This window comes from Ruegeria sp. HKCCD6157 (assembly GCF_013110685.1).
Classification (GTDB): Bacteria; Pseudomonadota; Alphaproteobacteria; order Rhodobacterales; family Rhodobacteraceae; genus Ruegeria.
In genome coordinates this window covers 61,192-81,296 of record NZ_WVRB01000003.1, presented here as the reverse complement: position 1 = coordinate 81,296, position 20,105 = coordinate 61,192, and the positions used below count along the sequence as shown (strand labels likewise).

At 56.7% G+C, this 20,105-nt stretch carries 14 protein-coding genes; 9 read left to right on the top strand and 5 right to left on the bottom strand.

From position 1 onward, the window contains the following. Positions 1-188: 188 nt before the first annotated feature. The 3 genes from GS612_RS12260 to GS612_RS12250 all read left to right on the top strand — a co-directional run bounded on the left by GS612_RS12260 (position 189) and on the right by GS612_RS12250 (position 4,474). Complete coding sequence (locus tag GS612_RS12260; protein ID WP_171229275.1) at positions 189-1,208, top strand: putative 2-aminoethylphosphonate ABC transporter substrate-binding protein; 1,020 nt, start codon at positions 189-191, stop codon at positions 1,206-1,208. A 132-nt stretch (positions 1,209-1,340) separates the two neighbouring features. Continuing rightward, positions 1,341-2,456, top strand: a complete 1,116-nt coding sequence (locus GS612_RS12255; RefSeq protein ID WP_371807901.1) for a putative 2-aminoethylphosphonate ABC transporter ATP-binding protein — start codon at positions 1,341-1,343, stop codon at positions 2,454-2,456. Then, entirely contained in the window at positions 2,453-4,474 is a 2,022-nt protein-coding gene (locus tag GS612_RS12250) for a putative 2-aminoethylphosphonate ABC transporter permease subunit (protein WP_171640655.1), read from the top strand. Before GS612_RS12255 ends, GS612_RS12250 begins: the two co-directional genes overlap by 4 nt. Before the next feature lie 23 nt (positions 4,475-4,497). Here GS612_RS12250 and GS612_RS12245 read toward each other — a convergent pair whose 3' ends face one another. Beyond that, positions 4,498-5,388, bottom strand: coding sequence for a LysR substrate-binding domain-containing protein (locus tag GS612_RS12245; protein WP_152460090.1), 891 nt, complete (start codon positions 5,386-5,388; stop codon positions 4,498-4,500). Between the two features lie 120 nt (positions 5,389-5,508). Here GS612_RS12245 and GS612_RS12240 point away from each other — a divergent pair, with 120 nt between their 5' ends. The 5 genes from GS612_RS12240 to GS612_RS12220 all read left to right on the top strand — a co-directional run bounded on the left by GS612_RS12240 (position 5,509) and on the right by GS612_RS12220 (position 12,792). After that, positions 5,509-6,696, top strand: a complete 1,188-nt coding sequence (locus tag GS612_RS12240) for a 2-aminoethylphosphonate--pyruvate transaminase (RefSeq protein WP_171641020.1) — start codon at positions 5,509-5,511, stop codon at positions 6,694-6,696. Between the two features lie 18 nt (positions 6,697-6,714). After that, positions 6,715-7,959 carry a phosphonoacetate hydrolase gene (gene phnA, locus GS612_RS12235; RefSeq protein WP_171640653.1) on the top strand — a complete coding sequence of 415 codons (1,245 nt, stop codon included), beginning with the start codon at positions 6,715-6,717 and terminating at the stop codon, positions 7,957-7,959. Positions 7,960-7,977: 18 nt separating this feature from the next. Beyond that, entirely contained in the window at positions 7,978-9,426 is a 1,449-nt protein-coding gene (phnY, locus tag GS612_RS12230; RefSeq protein ID WP_171641018.1) for a phosphonoacetaldehyde dehydrogenase, read from the top strand. A 105-nt stretch (positions 9,427-9,531) separates the two neighbouring features. Beyond that, positions 9,532-10,884: an aspartate aminotransferase family protein gene (locus GS612_RS12225; protein WP_171637139.1), complete on the top strand. Its 1,353-nt coding sequence runs from the start codon at positions 9,532-9,534 to the stop codon at positions 10,882-10,884. Between the two features lie 243 nt (positions 10,885-11,127). Beyond that, complete coding sequence (locus GS612_RS12220; protein ID WP_171232360.1) at positions 11,128-12,792, top strand: Na/Pi cotransporter family protein; 1,665 nt, start codon at positions 11,128-11,130, stop codon at positions 12,790-12,792. Between the two features lie 460 nt (positions 12,793-13,252). On the opposite strand, the gene GS612_RS12215 is transcribed toward GS612_RS12220, so the two are convergent. Continuing rightward, a complete protein-coding gene (locus GS612_RS12215; protein ID WP_171641016.1) occupies positions 13,253-13,720 on the bottom strand; it encodes an Lrp/AsnC family transcriptional regulator in 468 nt (155 codons plus the stop codon). Between the two features lie 127 nt (positions 13,721-13,847). Here GS612_RS12215 and GS612_RS12210 point away from each other — a divergent pair, with 127 nt between their 5' ends. Continuing rightward, positions 13,848-17,309, top strand: a complete 3,462-nt coding sequence (locus GS612_RS12210; protein ID WP_171640651.1) for an indolepyruvate ferredoxin oxidoreductase family protein — start codon at positions 13,848-13,850, stop codon at positions 17,307-17,309. A 279-nt stretch (positions 17,310-17,588) separates the two neighbouring features. On the opposite strand, the gene GS612_RS12205 is transcribed toward GS612_RS12210, so the two are convergent. From GS612_RS12205 to GS612_RS12195, 3 genes are read right to left on the bottom strand one after another with little or no spacing between them, the layout of a single operon-like run. Beyond that, a complete protein-coding gene (locus GS612_RS12205; protein ID WP_171640649.1) occupies positions 17,589-18,284 on the bottom strand; it encodes an RraA family protein in 696 nt (231 codons plus the stop codon). After that, positions 18,281-18,976, bottom strand: coding sequence for an alpha/beta fold hydrolase (locus GS612_RS12200; protein ID WP_171640647.1), 696 nt, complete (start codon positions 18,974-18,976; stop codon positions 18,281-18,283). The genes GS612_RS12205 and GS612_RS12200 overlap by 4 nt, the downstream gene beginning before the upstream one ends. Beyond that, entirely contained in the window at positions 18,973-20,097 is a 1,125-nt protein-coding gene (locus GS612_RS12195; protein ID WP_171118384.1) for a cobalamin-independent methionine synthase II family protein, read from the bottom strand. The genes GS612_RS12200 and GS612_RS12195 overlap by 4 nt, the downstream gene beginning before the upstream one ends. Between the last annotated feature and the right edge of the window lie 8 nt (positions 20,098-20,105).

Sequence of the window (20,105 nt, the reverse complement as noted above, 5' to 3'; positions counted from 1 at the left end):
GTTCCGCGCTGATCATCTGGGGCGGGCGGTTTTCATCTATAGGAAATGCTTATGACATCGAAGATATAATCGATTTTTATTGGCGTTTTTATCTGTCAAACTGCTGTCAAACAATCGGTGCACAATAATCGAGTTCTAACGCCGCGCAAGAATGGCGAAAATAACATTACTACCAACAGAGGATCACAATGAAACACAAAGCATCACTTCTCGCAGCTCTGACTATCGGTGCGCTGACGGCGACGGCGGCGGCATCGGAAACGGAATTGACAGTTTATACCGCAGTCGAGGCGGAAGACTTGGCCCGGTATGCCGAGACGTTCAATCAAAGCCATCCTGATATCAAGATCAATTGGGTTCGCGACTCGACCGGGATCATTACGGCGAAATTGCTGGCAGAACGTGATAATCCGCAGGCCGACGTAGTTTGGGGCCTGGCCGCCACGTCGCTGCTGCTGCTGAAATCAGAAGGTATGTTGGAGCCTTATGCGCCGGCCGGTGTGGAAAAGCTGGACAAAAAATTTGTTGATGGCGACAACCCCCCTGCTTGGGTCGGCATGGACGCCTGGGTTGCATCCGTCTGCTACAACACCGTGGAGGCCGAAAAGGCCGGGTTGACCCCGCCGACATCCTGGAAGGATCTCACCGATCCGATGTACAAAGATCAGGTGATCATGCCCAATCCGAACTCATCGGGCACCGGTTTCCTTGATGTGTCCAGCTGGTTGCAGATGTTCGGTGACGAAGGTGGTTGGGAATACATGGATGCGCTGCACGAGAACATCGCGCGGTACACCCATTCAGGTTCAAAACCCTGCAAACTGGCGGCGGCGGGCGAAATCCCGATTGGCATTTCCTTTGCGTTCCGCGGGGCAAAATCCAAAGCCGATGGCGCGCCGCTTGAGATCATCGTGCCTTCTGAGGGCGTCGGCTGGGACATGGAAGCCACCGCAATTGTTGCTGGCACCGCCAATTTGGAGGCCGCGCAAAAGCTGGTGGACTTTACCGTCACCAAGGAAGCCAACGAGATGTACAACACCGGCTATGCAGTTGTCGCCTATCCGGGCGTTGCAAAACCGGTTGAGCACTTCCCAGAGGGTCTTCTGGATGCAATGATCGAAAATGATTTTGAGTTTGCCGCCAACAATCGCGCGGCAATCCTGAAGGAATGGCAGTCTCGCTATGACGGAAAGTCGGAAGCGAAGTAACCCCATTGGCAGGAGAGGCTTTAGTGCCTCTCCTGCGCACCAGTCTCTTGTTCCCCGAAAAACAACTTACTCACCCGGTTTCAACCGGCCAGGACCGGCCGCGCCCGAGGTGCAGATGTGAGGACTTCTCCCGTGCTTCAGAAAACACCACCCGGTGAACTGTATCTCAGCATCCAAAATTTGTGGAAAGCGTTCGGAAACTTTCTGGCGCTCAAGGACATCTCTTTGGAAATCAACGAGGGCGAGTTTGTTTGTTTCCTCGGCCCGTCCGGGTGCGGCAAGACCACTCTTTTGCGGGCAATCGCCGGATTGGATTTGCAGACCAAGGGTACGGTCATGCAGGATGGCAAGGACGTGTCCAATCTGCCCCCGTCCGAGCGTGATTTCGGGATCGTGTTTCAGTCCTACGCGTTGTTCCCAAATCTGACGATTGAAAAGAACATCGCTTTTGGCCTTGAAAACACCGGACGCAGCAAATCGGATATCGCTGTTCGCGTAAACGAACTCTTGACCCTGGTTGGTCTGCCGGATCAGGGCAAGAAATATCCGGCGCAATTGTCAGGTGGTCAGCAGCAACGGATTGCGCTGGCGCGTGCCATTGCTACCAACCCCGGACTTTTGCTGTTGGACGAACCCCTGTCGGCGCTGGACGCCAAAGTGCGTGTTCATCTGCGGCACGAGATCAAGGAGTTGCAGCGCAAGCTGGGTGTGACCACCGTGATGGTGACCCACGATCAGGAAGAAGCGCTGGCCATGGCAGACCGGATCGTGGTCATGAACCATGGTGTGATCGAACAGGTGGGGCCTCCTACCGAAATCTACCGGGAACCGGCCAATCTGTTCGTTGCCGACTTTATCGGTGAAATGAACCAGATCCGGTCACAGGTCACCAAAGGCGGACGTTTGAGCGTCGGGGAAAAGACCTTTGCCTGCCTCAGCCACAAGTTCAACGATGGAACCCCGATCATCGCGGCCATTCGACCCGAAGACATCATCCCTCATGAAGCTGGTTATCTCGACACGGGCGGCAATCGGAACTGCATAGAGGTGACGCTGGATGAGATGGAATTCTTGGGTTCGTTCTGGCGCTGCCGCTTGAACAACGAGAAGTTCGGATCATCGGAACTGATCGCGGATTTCTCGATCAACGCCGTGCGTCGTCTGGAACTGGAAGAGGGGCGCAGCGTGGTGATTGAGCTCCCCGAGAACCGCCTTATGGCGTTTGAAGTGCCGGAGGCCAAGGCATGAGCTCGGTTTCTACCAATCAGGACAGCCTGCCTGTCGGGCCGGACATCAAGCCCAAGCTCAGCCGTGATGATATCCTGATGCGCGGCAGCATGATGGTGATCGCGCTGTATCTGGTCGTGACACTGGCGTTGCCGCTTTACACGATGCTGTCCAAGTCGTTTTCGACCTATCGGGTCGAGTTGTCCCAGTACGAGTTTCAGGTAAGTGACGACGCAGGCGTCTTTGATGGAACGATCCTGTCGGCGGACGAGTTGAACAGGCAATTGGGGGTCTATTCCGACTCTGATCTGGTGACGGGTTCCGACGGGCGCTTGCCGGTGACCGGTTTCTTTCCTGATTTCAGCTTTCGCAGCCCGGTGATGTACAAGATCCGCAATACGACGGATACCGGGCGCTTTCTGGTCGGATCGACATTGAATGAAGGCACCGATTGGGTCGAGCTTGATTCCAACACGTTCCGCCGGGTGCAAATGCGGCCGGTCCAGTCGCGAGGGCTGGACAATTTCATCAACTACTTCTCGACACCGGCATTGTTCAATTCGATCAAGAACTCGCTTTGGATCTCGGTAGTCAGCACCATTGTGACGGTGACACTGGCGTTTTGGTTCGCCTATGCGCTGAACCGAAGCTGCATGCGGTTCAAGGGTGTTTTTCGCCTCATTGCGATGGCACCGATCCTGGTTCCGTCGCTTTTGCCGGGCATCGCGTTGGTCTACCTGTTCGGCAATCAGGGCATGATCAAGGAGTTGCTGTTCGGTGCCAGCATTTACGGCCCCATAGGCATCGTGATCGGATCGGTTTTCTTTACCTTTCCGCACGCGTTCCTGATCATATCGACCGCGCTCGCGATATCTGACGCGCGCCTGTATGAAGCTGCGGCCAGCTTGCGGTCGACGCCATGGCGGACCTTCTGGACCGTAACCATCCCCGGGGCCCGCTATGGCCTGATCTCGGCGGCCTTTGTCGTGTTCAACCTGGTGATCACCGATTTCGGATTGCCGAAGGTCATCGGTGGTCAATTCAACGTGCTTGCGGTGGATATCTACAAACAAGTGATCGGCCAGCAGAATTTTGAAATGGGCGCCGTGGTCTCTGTGGTTCTGGTCATCCCGGCCATTCTGGCTTTTGCCATCGACCGAATGGTTCAGTCCAAGCAAGTTGCGCTGCTTTCCGCGCGTTCCGTGCCATATCAGGCGACGCCAAACCCGAAAGCTGACCGCATATTCCTGATCTATTGCAGCCTGATCGGCCTGTTCATCGTTGGTCTTCTGGCTGTGTGTCAGTTTGCGGCGCTGATCAAGTTCTGGCCGTACGACCTGAGTCTGAGCCTCAAGAACTATCAGTTCAACAGAATGGACGGCGGCGGCTGGGGGTCGTATTTCAACTCGATCAAACTGGCGTTGCTGACGGCAGTCATCGGCACGACGGTTGTGTTCTTCGGGGCCTATCTGGTGGAAAAATCAAACGGGTTCAGAACCGGCCGGTCGATTTTCCAGATGTTCGCGATGCTGCCCATGGCGATCCCGGGCATGGTATTGGGGCTGTCTTACATCTTCTTCTTCAACAACCCGTCCAATCCGCTGAACGGGATTTACGGCACGATGGCGATTTTGGTGATTTGCACTGTGACGCATTTCTACACCGTATCGCACCTGACGGCCGTCACCGCGCTCAAGCAAATGGACAGAGAATTTGAGTCGGTGTCTGCCTCGCTCAAACAGCCGACAATGAAGCTGTTCGCACGGGTAACGGTTCCGGTTTGTCTGCCGGCGGTGTTGGACATCTCGATCTATCTGTTCGTCAATGCGATGACGACCGTGTCGGCAGTGGTGTTTCTTTACTCTCCCAAAACGACGCTTGCGTCCATCGCGGTGCTGAACATGGATGATGCCGGGGATATTGCGCCTGCGGCGGCGATGGGCATGATGATCTTTTACACCAACGCGGCTGCCCGGATCGTTCACCTGATTGCTTCAAAAGGCATTCTCAAGCGCACTCAGGCTTGGCGAAGCCGGTAGCCAAGGAACCCTGCCTCCGCCGGTCAGGTATCTGCGGGGGGGCTTTTTTCTTCCAGCGCGCGCTGGGCGAAGTCCATGAAGGCTCGGATGATCTTTACGTTGCGCCGTTGCGACAGCGAAATCATGCTTTCACCCATTTGCAACTTCACGCCCTTCAGCTTGATTTGTCGCAACCGATCATCATGCCCATACTCTGCCTGAGAGACAAATCCGATGCCTGCGCCCGAGGCCACAAGTTCGCGAACGGCCTCGCGCCCTTCCGCAACGATTGCAGGATTCAACGTGATACCGCGCCTTTCGGCTTCTTCCTCCAGTTTCTGACGTGTTTTTGACCCGTGCTCTCTGAATACCAGCGGCAGATCGGCCAGTTCTTCCAAAGAAAGCGAAGGTTTGGATGCCAAAAGCACGCCTTGGGCGGCAAAGGCCACGATTTCAGTGGACCCCAGGTTCAACACATCCATGTCCTTGCCGGGGGACAGGCTGCCGACAACACCGATCTCGGCATTGTACGACCGAAGTTCCTCCAGAATTTCTTCGGTGTTTCCGGACCGCACGGTGATGGTGATTTTGGGGTACTTCTTTTGAAACGATCCCAGGAAAGACGTCATGTGATGCGCTGAATCGGCGATGATCCGCAGTTCCCCGTCGATTGCGGCCTTGGTTTCCGAAAGGTAGTCCTCGATCTGATCTTCGATCTCAAAATACTGCTTTGTGAACCGGTAAAGCTGTTCGCCTTCGGGGGTGAGGTTCACGCGTTTTCGTTCGCGCTGAAACAACAACAGGTCGTGATCCTGTTCCAGCTTTCGAACCTGTTCGGAAATCGCCGGCTGCGTCAGAAAAAGCGCCTCGGCCGCGCGGGAAAACCCGCCATGTTTGGCCACGTAATGAAAGGCTTTGAGCTGGCTGTGCCGCATCACCGGTCCCCAATGATTTGTGCATAGGCTGCACTTATAATTAGATTGATATTTGCAATTTCACATATAGCAACCGTTGCTGCAATGGTGTTTGTGAAAACGCTGTTCTGGAGCCCGGTAATGACGCCATCCCATCCAAAAATCGAGCAACCGCGCCTCGGCGAACCATACCTTTTGACACCCGGTCCTTTGACAACGTCCTATGCCGTGAAAGAGGCCATGCTGAAGGACTGGGGCAGCTGGGACGACGACTTTCGCGCCATGACAAGAGAGCTGCGGTCAAGCCTGCTGGGCCTGCTTGGTGACGGCGCCGACGCCTTCGATTGCGTGCCAATGCAGGGCAGCGGCTCCTTCTCGGTCGAAGCAATGCTGGCGTCGTTTATTCCGCCGGAAGGAAAGGCGCTGGTACTGGCCAATGGCGCCTATGGGCAACGTTCTGCGCAAACGCTACAGTATCTGGGCCGAGACCATATCGTGCTGGACAAGGGCGATTACCTGCCGCCACGGGGCAACGAGGTTGCGCGCATTCTCGCGGATGACCCGGCCATCACGCATGTTGTTGCCATTCACTGCGAAACCAGCTCGGGTATCTTGAACCCCGTCGAGGAAATATCCGAGGCCACATATGCAGCCGGCCGCAAGCTGTTGATCGACTCGATGTCTGCCTTTGGCGCGATCGAGCTCAGGCCCTCGGATATTCGATATGAAGCCATGGTGTCTTCGGCCAACAAGTGCATCGAGGGCGTTCCCGGATTTGGCTTCATTGTGGCGCGCAAGAACGAGCTGGAAGCCGCAAAGGGTAACAGTCATTCCCTGTCTCTGGATGTGCACGCCCAATGGGCGCACATGAACAAGACCGGTCAGTGGCGCTTTACCCCGCCGACGCACGTGGTCGCCGCCTTCATCGAAGCGCTTCGGGCGCATGCCGCTGAAGGCGGTGTTGCCGGCCGCGGCGCGCGTTACACCCGCAACCGGGACGTCATGGTTGCAGGCATGCGTGAACTGGGTTTCGAAACGCTGCTGGACAATCGTTGGCTCAGCCCGATCATCGTCACGTTCTTCTGCCCCGCCGATGAGAAATTCGTATTCGATCGGTTCTACAACCTGATGAAGGACAAAGGGTTCATTATCTACCCGGGCAAGCTGACCGTCGTCGACAGTTTCCGCGTCGGATGCATCGGTCAGATGGACGAAGACGTCATGCGCAATGTCGTGCGCGCAGCAAAGGAATCCCTGGAAGAAATGGGCGTGACAAGCGCCGCTCCTCCTCTTCGTGCACTGGAAGAACGCGCCAAGCTGGCCGCTTAAACATCAAGGAAAATACAGATGACCATTCAAACCCCTGTCGAAGCAAATGAGCGCGTCTATCCGACGCCGAAGGTGCCTGCTATTGCCATCTGCCTTGATGGATGCGAGCCCGAATACCTTGATGTCGCGATTGCGAAAGGGCTGATGCCCAATCTCAAGCGGATACGGGAAGAGGGTACGGACCGACTGGCCCATTCCGTTATCCCGTCCTTCACCAACCCCAACAATCTTTCGATTGCCACCGGGCGCCCTCCGATCGTGCATGGCATCTGCGGCAACTACCTCATCGACCCTGACAGCGGCGAGGAAGTGATGATGAATGATGTCCGCTTCCTGCGTGCGCCGACCATTTTTTCCCAATTCTACGACGCGGGTTTCCGCGTGGCGATGGTAACCGCCAAGGACAAGCTGCGCGCGCTGTTGGGGGCAGGGCTGAAATTTGACGAGGGCAGGGCGGTTGCGTTTTCTTCCGAACGGTCGGGTGAAACGACGCTGGCGGAACATGGCATCGACAACGCCAGCAAATGGCTGGGCATGGACGTCCCCGAGGTCTACTCGGCAGAACTTTCCGAATTTGTCTTTGCCGCTGGCGTCAAGCTGCTGAAAGAGTTCAAGCCCGACGTGATGTATTTGTCGACCACAGACTATATCCAGCACAAGTTTGCACCCGATCAAAAAGGCGCACTCGATTTCTATGCCATGTTTGACCGGTATCTGGGCGAACTGGATGAATTGGGTGCGGCCATCGTGGTGACCGCGGACCACGGCATGAAGCCAAAGCATTTGGCGGATGGATCCCCCTCGGTGGTGTACGTGCAGGACCTGATGGACGAATGGTTGGGCAAGGATGCGGCGCGGGTCATTCTTCCGATTACCGACCCATACGTTGTGCATCATGGTGCATTGGGGTCTTTTGCAACCGCCTATTTGCCTGACGGAGCAGACCAGGACGACATCATCAGCAAGCTCAAGGCGACCAGCGGCATCACCCATGTGCTGACCAAGGCCGAGGCGATCGAGCAATTCGAATTGCCGGGCGACCGCATTGGCGACATCGTGATGGTTTCCGGTGAAAACATCTGCATCGGCACGTCCGAGCATCGCCACGATCTGGCAGCACTCAAAGAACCGTTGCGCAGTCATGGTGGTTTGACCGAGCAGGAAGTTCCCTTCATCGTGAACCGTGTCATCGACCTGCCAAACCAACCCGTGCTGCGCAATTTCGATGCCTTCTTCTACGCAACAACAGCGGCGGCACAGTAAGCTATGAAAGATCAGACCATGTCGAAAATCGAAGTACGCAACGAGGGAATGCGGATCGGTGGCGAGATTGTCTTTACAGACGACACCGTTCCCGTTCTCTACCCGTACACAAACGAGGTTGTGGGTCACGTACCAGCCGGTACAGCCGAACATGCGCGCCGGGCGTTCGAGATTGCGGCGAATTACAAACCCAAGCTGACCCGATACGAGCGCAGCCAGATCCTGCAACGGGCGGGCGAGTTGATCGGCGAAAAGCGCGATTATCTTGCGAAATGGCTGACGCTGGAGTTGGGGATCTGTCACCAGCATGCGATCTACGAAACCAAGCGCGCGCAGGACGTGTATCAATTCGCGGCGGCCGAGGCACTGAAGGATGATGGTGAAATCTTCTCCTGCGACCTGACCCACAACGGCAAGGCCCGCAAGATTTTCACCACCCGAGAGCCGGTGAAAGCAATCAGCGCGATCACGCCGTTCAATCACCCGCTGAACATGGTCAGCCACAAGATCGCGCCGTCGATTGCCACCAACAATTGCATGGTCTGCAAACCGACCGAGCTGACGCCGCTGACCGCATTGACACTGGCGGACATTCTCTATGAGGCCGGCTTGCCACCCGAGATGTTCCAGGTCGTGACAGGTTGGCCCGGTGACATCGGCGACGAAATGATCACCAATGAACACATCGATATCATCACCTTCACCGGCGGTGTGCCCGTGGGCAAGATGATCGCCGAAAAGGGCGTCTACAAGCGTCAGGCGCTGGAACTTGGCGGCAACGACCCTCTGATCGTTCTGAATGACCTCAGTGAGGCCGATCTGGACAAGGCGGCAGCCATTGCGGTGGCGGGGGCTACCGGAAATTCCGGCCAGCGTTGCACGGCGGTCAAGCGCATTCTCGTGCAGGAAAGTGTGGCCGATACATTCGTGCCGCTGGTTCTTGAAAAGGCCAAGAAGATCAAGTTCGGCGATCCGCAAGACCCGGAAACCGAATTGGGATGCGTGATCCATGACAAGGCCGCCGAGGTTTTTGAAAACCGCGTTTTTCAGGCGGAAAAAGAAGGTGCTGAAATTCTGTACAACCCCGGTCGCCAGGGTGCGCTGCTGCCACCTATCGTGGTCGACAAGGTGCCCCATGACAGCGAGCTGGTGATGGAGGAAACCTTTGGTCCCATCGTGCCGATCGTTCGCGTGCCGGACAACGACGAAGAAGTGATGGCAATTTCAAACGGAACCGAGTTCGGCCTGTCTTCGGGTGTCTGCACAAACGATCTGAACCGGGCGATTGCTTTCATCAACGGGTTGAACGTCGGCACCTGCAACATCTGGGAACAGCCGGGTTACCGCATTGAAATGTCGCCCTTTGGCGGCATCAAGGACAGTGGAAACGGGGTGAAGGAAGGCGTCATCGAAGCGATGAAATTTTTCACCAACGTCAAAACCTATTCGCTGCCGTGGCCTAACTGAGTCTGTTGCCCTTACCCATTTGTGGAAAGGGCAACACAGTTCCTCCCTGGTACTGGCGGGCCTTGCGGGGTCCGCATCTTTTGATGACGGCAAAGAGGAGCGGACATGCCACAAATTGTCCATACTGAAGGGGAATCAAACACGTCCGAGGCGCGCAAGGCGTGGCTGCAAAAATCCATGGGGCCCAAGTCATCGCCTTTGCTCAAACGCGATGCAAACGTGTTCCTGCATCAATCTTTGTCCTCACCCTGCGTCAGCACCATTGCTAAGGCCGAAGGGCTCTGGATCGAAGACATCGAGGGCCGCCGGTACATGGATTTCCACGGCAACTCGGTGCACCACATCGGGTATGGCCATCCCCGCTTGGTCGCCGCCATAAAGGCACAGCTTGACGATCTGCCCTTTGCGCCCCGCCGCTTCACCAACGATCCGGCGGTGGAGCTGGCTGAAAAACTGGCAGAGATCGTGCCTGGTGATCTGGGCAAAATGCTCTTTACCACCGGCGGATCCGACGCCAACGAGGTTGCCCTCAGGATCGCGCGCGCCGCTACGGGTCGGTTCAAAACGATCAGCTTCTGGGATGCTTTCCATGGCGCGGGGTTCGGCGCTGCAAGTGTCGGCGGAGAGGCGACCTTTCGCAGTCACATTGCGGGGCCCCTTTTGTCTGGCACCGAACATGTCGCCCCCTTTGCCTGCTATCGATGCCCTTACAATCATGCGGGCCCCGAAACCTGCGGGCTGGCCTGTGCGAAAATGGTGGAATATGTCCTCGAGCGCGAAGGAGATGTGGCGGCGGTCATTGCGGAGCCGATGCGCGCCGTGCCCTATGTCCCGCCGCCGGGGTTCTGGAAGACGGTGCGCGAGGCATGCAACCGTCACGGGGCGCTGTTGATCATGGATGAAATCCCGACGGGTCTTGGCAAGACGGGCAGGATGTTCGCCTTTGAACATGACGAGATCATCCCGGACATCGTGACACTTGGGAAGGCGCTTGGCGGCGGCATCCTGCCAATTGCCGCCTGTGTCGCCCGCAAACAGCTGGATGTCTGCGGAGATTTTGCCATCGGGCATTACACGCACGAAAAGAACCCGGTCACCGCCCGGGCCGCTTTGACCACGATCCAGATCATCGAAGACGAAGGCCTGGTTCGCCGGTCAGCCGAACTGGGTGAACATGCCATTGGTCGCTTGATGGATGAACTTCAGAACGTTCCGATTGTCGGAGACATCCGGGGAAGGGGCCTGATGTTCGGGATCGAAATCGTGGATGATCGCGCCGACAAAACACCGGGGAACGCGTGCGCCGAACGGATCTACTATGCCTGCCTCGAGGCCGGTCTGAGCTATAAGATCAGTCAGGGGTGCGTTCTGACGTTGTCTCCGCCGCTGACGATCTCGCGTTTGGAGTTGGACCGCGCAATCGACATCGTAATTGCTGCAATCAAGGCCGAGAGTTGACGCCCCTTACCGATCTCGTGTCACAATAGAGGATCAGGGGCCGCGCCCTTCCGGGCGCCCTTGGCCAAGTTCATAGGTGACGGATGTTCCGTCAAAGCGCGGTCAAGTGCTTGCGGTGAAGCTCACAGGAGTTTACGCCTTGTAGGCCAAAAATGGGATGTATCCCTTCCCAATCGCGGCCGGTAACATGAATAATACAATGCGCCGCGACAAGCTGGGCCAAAAAGAATAACGGGGTAGAGTATGGCAATTGTCAGCTTCCTTATCAGCCTTGCTGGGGCGACGATGCTGCTGCTTTACGCGGTTCGTATGGTGCGAACCGGGATCGAGCGCAGCTATGGGGCGTCGTTCCAGCGGGTAATGACCCAACAACGCAGCTACCTTCAGGCCTCGGTGGTTGGGTTGACGATGGCGGTCGTGCTGCAAAGCTCGGCGGCCGTTGCTCTGTTGACCTCGGGGTTTGCGGCCAGTGGAATGCTCAGTTTTCCTGCCGGCCTTGCGATTGTACTTGGCGGCGATCTGGGGTCGGCGCTGATCATCCAGATTCTTTCGTTCCGGCTGGACTGGCTTGTTCCGATGCTGTTGGCGGTTGGGGGGTATCTGTTCGTAAAGACCGACGCCAAAAAAACCCGGCAAATGGGGCGCATCCTGATGGGCGTGGCCTTTATCCTGATCTCGCTTCGGTTCCTTCGCGAGGCGATGGATCCCATTCGGGACAGCGCGTTTCTGCCCGCGGTGGCGGATTATCTGGCGCGCGACTATATCACCGCGTTTCTGGTCGGGGGCGCCTTGGCTTTCATCATGCATTCTTCGGTGGCGGCCATCCTCATGTGTGTCACCCTTGTGCAGATCGGAGCGATCCCGTTCGCCGCCGGGATGTCTTTGGTGTTTGGCGCGAATTTCGGCTCTGCCTTCATTCCGGTCTGGCTCACCCGTGCCATGCCAGTCCAGGCCCGGCGCATTCCATATGCCAACCTGGCATTGCGTGGCAGTTGGGCTTTGGTGAGTTTGTTTGCCGCCAACATGGCTTTGCGGACCGGGTTGTTAGGAGACCCGCAAGGCGGGCAGATGCTGGTCAATGTGCATGTTTTGTTCAACCTGTCACTGCTGCTTCTGGCCTTGCCATTTTGCGGGAGATTGAAAGTTCTGTTCGAAAGATTTTTGCCGGATCAGAAGAAGGAACTGGTTCCGCAACCGGCACGACCCGCCAGCGCATTGGACATAGGCAACGTGGCAAATCCCAGCCAGGCCCTGCCAAGCCTCAAGCGTGAGCTGCTGCGGATGAGCGACCTTGTCGAAACCATGTTCCGGCCTTGCCTGGAATTGTATCGCAGTGGCGACAAACAACAGATTCGAGCGGTACAAGCCATCGACGAGGACGTGAACAATTGCCTGTCCGGGATCAGGGCATTCGTTTCGGCGATTCCGCCGGATGTATATGATAAAAAGGACGAAAAATCCGCACGCGACTTGATGGAATTCGCAATCCGGCTGGAGACGGCCGGTGATGTCGTAGCCAAGCGCTTGACCGTGTTGGCGGGTGAAATGCGAGCCAAAGGCTCGAGCTTCTCGCAGGAAGGCTGGTCGGAACTTGTTCAGATGCACGAGGGTATTCTGGCCAACATGAAGCTGGCATCAAACGTGCTTATTTCAGACGATCTGGAAAGCGCGCGCCTGCTGAGCCTTGAGAAGACCGAAATCAAACGGGTGGAACGTGAAAGCCGAAAACGACATCTGCGCCGATTGCAGCACGGGTCACGGGAAAGCTTCGAAACCAGTGATATTCATCTTGAGACGTTGCGGGCGTTCCGGGAGTTCAACAGCCATATCGCATCTATTGCTTACCCGGTGCTGTACCAGAATGGCCAGCTTCTCGAGACGCGGCTGATCGACGAAATTGCGAAATAGCCGGAAGGTTCTGTGATAAAAATCTGAAAAAGCAAAGGAATGATGCTACACTTCTGATGACGGCAGCGAACAGGAGCCGGACTCGATGCAAGCACGGGTAAAGAAAACAGGAAGATCGAAACGCGAAGCAACAAAATGGCTTCAGTTTCGAAATTCGGTTTTGCGGCTTTTCGGCGTCGATGGTAGCTTCCGCCCAGAGCGCGGCGCAGAAGGCGGAATCCAAAAGGTCGCGGTCGAAAAGGCAACCACGTTTTACCTGCCTTGAAGCTGAATTGCGCGACGGTTTTTGGGGGCGTTCCCAGACCTGATCCTTGAAAAATTCTATGAACATCAATTCCGTGGAGTTTGGCGGGCCAAATCGTAGCTTGGGAACATGTTCGAGTGGAACTTTTGCTTGGTGCGTTCAAAGCTTAGCAACAAAGCCGATACCGGACGGCAAGTCCCACCCGGGGAACCGATCTCAAAAGGAAGGAATGGGCAGGGCGTTACTGCGTTTGATTTCGCGCAGAACGACATTTGTTTGCGCGCTTTCCACCGCCGGCAGGCGAAACAGGAATTCTTCAAGAAAAACGTTGTAAGCCCCGATATCCTTGCAGATCACCCGCATGTGGTAATCTGCCTGCCCGGTCGTTGCGTAGCATTCCATAACTTCCGGGCGCTTCTCGATCGCTGCAATGAAGCGTTCAAGATGTTCCGGATTGTGCCGGGTCAGATGAACATGCACCAGGGCCTGAAACGAAAGCCCGGCGTGTTCAGGCGACAATTCGGCACGGTACTGCGAAATCAGGCCGGCCTCTTCAAACACGCGGATTCGACGCCAACAGGCAGAGGATGACATGCCCACCCGTTCTGCAAGGTCAGCATTTGAGATGCGGCAATCCTTTTGAAGCAGCGCGAGAAGTTGGCAGTCACGTGAGTCGAGAAGCATTCGAGAAAAATACCCCATAACGCGACAAAAGAAGAGAGGATTTTTCAAAAATATCCGGAAATAGCGGGAAGCTAGAACAGATTCCTCAAAGGATTCCGGTAAAATACCCAGAAAAGGCGAGGTATCCATGACTGACCAGTCCCTGAAATTCGATACTTACGCCCTGTCGGACCGATACAAAGCCTCAGAGGGTCGTGTTTTCCTGACGGGAACGCAAGCTCTGGTTCGCATCATGTTGGACCAGGCCCGCAGGGACGCAGCAGCGGGAAACAACACGGCCGGGTTCATTTCCGGATATCGGGGGTCTCCTCTTGGTGGTTTGGATCTGGAGCTGTGGCGAGCGAAAGAGGAAACCGAGGCGGCCAGGATCACATTCATGCCGGCCGTAAACGAAGACCTCGGCGCCACAGCGGTTCTTGGTGCCCAGCAGGCCTCGCTTGATCCCGATTGTGAAGTCGAGGGCGTGTTTTCGATGTGGTACGGGAAGGGCCCCGGAGTTGACCGTTCAGGGGATGCGTTGCGCCATGGCAATGCCTATGGCTCGTCGCCGAAGGGCGGGGTTCTGGTTGTCGCGGGTGACGATCATGGCTGCGTGTCTTCTTCAATGCCGCATCAGTCCGACGTCGCCTTCATGACCTGGTTCATGCCAACGCTGAACCCGGCCAACGTGGCTGAATACCTGGAGTTCGGCGAATACGGGATCGCGCTGAGCCGATACTCGGGCACCTGGGTCGGGTTCAAGGCGATTTCGGAAACCGTGGAAAGCGGGCAATCCGTGCAGTTGAAGCCGGACCGAAAATTTACCTTGCCGGAAATAGATCTGCCGCCGGGCGGCTTGCACGTGCGCAGCGCCGATTTGCCAAGCCCGGCCATCGAGACGCGGATCGAACACAAGTTGCGGGCAGTCGAGGCTTTTGTCGAGGCGAACCCGATCGACCGGCGCATCTATGACATCAAGGATGCCCCATTCGGGATTGTCACAACGGGCAAAAGCCATCTGGACCTGATGGAAGTGCTGCGTCTTCTGGGGCTTGACGAAAACGGATGCCGCCGTTTGGGCATCGACATCTACAAGGTGGGGATGGTTTGGCCTTTGGCGCGGCGCGATGCGTTGTCTTTCGTCCGTGGCAAAAAAGAGGTGCTGGTCGTCGAGGAAAAACGCGGGATCATCGAAAGCCAGTTCAAGGAATATTTCTATGACTGGCCGGGGGACAAACCCGAAAAGATGGTCGGAAAACACCGCGCAGCGGGTGATCCGTTGATTCCCTGGACCGGAGAGTTGAGCCCGTTGAACCTGATTCCGGTCGTTGCAGAGCGACTCGACCGTTTTTTTCCGGAAGAGGGATTTCTGGAAAAGGCGAAGGCGCTGACGGACGAACCGCCATCCGTTCTGAATGTTCCGGGTGCGGTCAGGGCTCCGTATTTTTGCTCAGGTTGTCCCCACAACACATCCACCAAAGTCCCGGATGGAAGCATGGCTGCGTCAGGGATCGGCTGTCACGTGATGGCAAGTTGGATGAACCGCAACACGGTCGGTTATGCGCAGATGGGGGGCGAAGGTGTGCCGCATGTTGTTGCCTCGAAATTCAATGGCAACAAACATATCTTTCAAAACCTTGGCGAGGGCACCTGGTATCATTCCGGGTCGCTTGCCATTCGCCAGGCCGTGGCAGCGGGTACGAACATCACTTACAAGATCCTGTACAATGACGCAGTGGCAATGACGGGGGGGCAGCCTGTTGATGGCCCTATCAGCGTTTCCGGGATCGCCCAGACCTGTCGCGGGGAAGGTGTCGACCGGATCGCCTTGGTTTCAGACGACATAACGAAGTTCGATTCCAGCGATTTTCCGGCACGAACGAGCTTTCACCCCCGGGAAGAGATGGATGCCGTGCAGCGTGAGCTGCGTGACATCCAAGGTGTTACGGTTTTGATTTACGAGCAGACCTGCGCCACCGAGAAACGCCGTCGCCGCAAGCGTGGAAAAACAGAAGACCCCAAGCGGTTTGCTTTCATCAACCCCGCGGTGTGCGAAGGCTGCGGCGATTGCTCTGTCGAAAGCAACTGTCTGAGTATCGAACCCTTGGAAACCCCATTGGGCCGCAAGCGAAAGGTCAACCTGAACTCGTGCAACAAGGACTTTTCCTGCCTGAACGGGTTTTGCCCCAGTTTCATTACCGTGGAAGGGGCGGTGCGGCGAAAGGAACCCAGGCAGAAACTGGATATCCCGTCGCTTCTTGCCAAGGTTCCCGACCCGCAGCTTCCTGACCTGCACGCGCCGTACGATCTTTTGGTCGGTGGGGTCGGCGGCACCGGTGTCGTAACGGTGGGCGCCGTTCTGACGATGGCGGCGCATTTGGAAGGCAAAGGCGCCAGCGTGCTGGATTTCACCGGGTTCGCCCAGAAATTCGGTACGGTTGTCGGCTATGTTCGCATTGCCCGCGCGCCCGAAGAAATCAATCAGGTCCGAATTGAGGCCAAAAGCGCCGACGCCGTCATCGGGTGTGACGTGGTCGTGTCTTCGGCGCCCAAAGCCTCGGTTCACTATCGCAAGGGCACAAAAGTTGTACTGAACCGTGCGGAAATGCCAACAGGCGACCTTGTTTTGCACCGCGATGCCCAGCTCAAGGTCGACGAACGAGAAGCGCTGATACGCCGGACCGTCGGCGAAGAAAATGTCTTCGCGTTGGATGCAAACCAGTTGGCCGTGGATTTGCTGGGGGATTCGGTCTTTGCCAATACCTTGCTGTTTGGTGTCGCATGGCAGTTGGGGAACATTCCGATCAGTGAAGTTGCGATCAAACAGGCGATCAAGCTCAATGGAGCCGCGGTCGAGGCCAACACAAGGGCCTTTGATCTCGGGCGGGTGATCGCAGCAAACCCACAGATGCTGAATGCGAAGGAAAAGAGCTTCTCGCAAGAATCGGCGCAGCAGATAATCGATTACCGGTCCGACGAATTGGCGACCTATCACGATGACGCTTATGCGCAACAGTACCGGGATCGCCTGATCCGTCTGTCAGCAGTACTGCCTGACCAGATACGCGAGGAAGCGCTTTCGCTTGCGGCAAAATCCCTGTTTCGCCTCATGGCAATCAAGGACGAATACGAGGTTGCTCGGTTGCTGACATCGCAACAATTCGAGAAACAATTGCGGTCCGAGTTCGAAGGGGATTTTCGGATCAAATACCACCTCGCGCCACCGGTTCTGAGCGGTCGCAAGGATGCACGCGGGCGACCGAGCAAGCGAAGCTATGGTGGTTGGATGACCCCCGTTCTGAGGCTTCTTTCGCGTGCAGGCAGGCTTCGGGGCGGCTGGCTTGATCCATTCCGGTTTTCAAGGGACCGCAAGCTTGAAAACGAAACCCTGGCCTGGTTTTTGGCTGTCTTGGATCGCATCGAAGAAGTCAGCCCCGAGCTGGAGGCGGAAACTTGCCTGAAAATCCTGTCAGCGCCGCTGGATATCCGCGGTTTTGGCCCGGTGCGCGAAGCGGCAACACAAACCGTACGTGCAGATGTAGATGCCATGCTGAACGTGATCGGAGAACAGCGAAGGGATGCGCAGGGCGTCGCTTGTCACAAGGCTTGACTGTTCTTTCGGGAAACTGTCTGGAAACGCGGATTGTACGCGAGGCTGAACGGATCTGAAGCCCCGTACACTCCGGTGTAATGGACTGCTGTTTGAAACGGTCCGGTTTGCGTTCGGGCTTCACCGGCAGCGGCGCGACGCCGCCACCGGACAGACGGATGTGGGTACCCTTCGTCACGGGCATTGCGTTGGCAGAGGCCGTCTTGCTCTGGGTTGACGAGCAAGGGGCTTGTAAGTGCATTTTGCCCAGCCGGCTTTCATTGTCTCCGACCCTTGTGATCAGACCCTTGCTTTTTCAAAGGCAGCCCAGGCGGTTTCGAATGCTTCGAAATCAAACGCGGGCTCGCGGGCTGCGTCCAGAACAATACGTTCTGTCGCCAAAAGCTTTTGGATTGCACCTTCCAATTGATCAACGACATCATTCGGTATGACCAATGCGCCATGACGATCGGCGTGAACCAGATCACCGGGCTCAACTGTCAGACCAAAAATCGAAACCTGAGTGTCAATCTCGCGGACGTGGACGAATCCATGGCTCGGGCCGATGGAACCAGCGACAACCGGGAACCCTTGGGGCAAATCCCCGAGATCCCGCATGACACCGTTGGTCAGAGCGCCAGACATGCCGAAACCCTTGTGAACCGTCGTATTGATCTCACCCCAATAAGCGCCGATGCAATCGGGATAATCCAGATCCTCGATCACGGCGATTGAAGGGGCGGGTGCCTCGGCCATGTACTTGTAATAGGCCATGCGTCGGGCTTTGATGATGTCGGGCGGCTCGGTCGGGGGATTGACCGCAGCAATTTTGGCGGTGCGCGCATAGCCGACTATGGCAGGCCCTTCGGGGGCCGAGCTTAGCATGGTGCCACGCGTGAACCTGTCGAACCCGCGCCTGCCCTGTGCCACCTCGATGGCATTGCAGACAGTTGGCGTATCGACTTTGCGAAGCAAAGACAAAAGGGACGGTGTCATGTGTCCTCCAGCCAGCGGGACAGCGCCGCTGTTGTTTTTTCAGGTTGTTCCAATGTCGGGAGATGGCCCGCGTCGCCGATGATCTCAAGCGCGCTTCGTGGCAGCAGGTCATGCATAAGTCGGTGGCGTTCAACTGGGCAAAGCCGGTCTTCACGTCCGCACAAGACCAGAGCCTTTCCGGTATAAGCCGTCAGCGTCTCGCTTTGGTCCGGTCGGTTCATAAGCGCCTTGGACTGACGTATGAAAACGTCCGGGCCCAGGTCGGTGGCCATTGCCATGCACAGATCCAGGATCGCCCCCCGGTTCGGTCCGTCAGCCAGATAACCGGGCTTCATCTCGTCACGCATCACGGTCCTCAGCTGACCGTTGCGCACGACGGACATCTGCGGCGTACGACGCGCTTTTACCTCTGGCTTTTCCGCCAGTGGATTGGTGTCAAGCAAGGCCAGACGCGAAACACGTTCGGGGGCTTGGCGCGTGACCTCCATCGCCACGATACCCCCCATGGACAGCCCGGCCAGCGCGAAGACCGGCGGCGCATTCCCGAGGATATCCTGGGCCATGGCCTCTATGCTGTCGTGATGAGACAACGGAAAGGTCATCACGGGCATTTTGCCCGACAGAGCATTGATCTGAGGGCCAAAAAGCCGGGCATCACACATCATGCCCGGCAACAAGATCAGAGGTTTCATGCCGAAGCCAGCTTTGCCCCTTCGGACAACGCCGCCAGCTTGGCATAGGCGATCTGGGGATCGACGGCACCGAATCCTGCAAAAGTGCCAAAGCCGCAATCGCTGCCCGCAATCACCCGGTCGGGTCCCACGATTTCCGTGAACCGGTCAATCCGTTGGGCCACAAGTTCGGGATGTTCGACGAAATTGGTCGTGGTGTCGACCACGCCGGGCACCAGAACCTTGTCATCGGGAATCTCGGCCTTGCGGTCCCGGAAAACAGTCCATTCATGGGCATGCCGCGGATTGGACGTTTCGAACAGGACATAGCGCGACTTGGTCGCCATCAAGGTACTGAAGACCTTGTCCATGGCGATGTCACAGCAATGCGGGCCTTCGTAGTTGCCCCAGCAAATATGTACCCGTACCCGATCCTGCGGGACGTTCTGAAGCGCGTGGTTCAGGGCCTCGACATGCATGTCGGCAATCTTGATGAACGCCTCATCCGACAGGTCGGTGAACAGCATGTGGCGCGACAGGGCAAGGTCGGGGCAATCCAGTTGCAGGTCCAACCCGGCGGCGACGATGGTTTCGTATTCGTCCTTCATCGCATCGGCCAACGCTGCCAGATAGGCCTCTCGCGTAGGGTAGAAATCATTCTGCAAAAACAACGAGATCACTCCGGGAGACGCGGCATTCATGAAGCCGCGCTCGGCCCCGTGTCGAGCCATGGCCGCCTTGAGGTTGGCGATGTCCTTTTGCAACTCGCCTTGCCCCTTTGATCGCACCTCACCCGTGCACATCGGCCTTGCGTATTGTGGCGTACCGCCGTCATCGGCCAGTCTTTGCAGAAAGCCGGGGAACATTTTCAAGTCTGCCGGCGCGTTACGAGGGCTGTCGCCCGAAAACCCGGTGTAGCGATCCTTGACATAGGTCGCATAGGAGATTTTCGAAGTTTCGCCGTCGCTGACGATATCAACACCGGCTTCGACCTGTTTGCGCACCGTTTCGGCCACGGCGTTGGCCATGCAGGTATCAAAGGCGCCTGTGTCATAAGGTTCGCCGTTTTCGCGGGCAAAAATAAAATCCACGACGTCCTGCGTTCGGGGCAGAGAACCAACATGTGTTGTTTTTACGGTCATGGGGACCT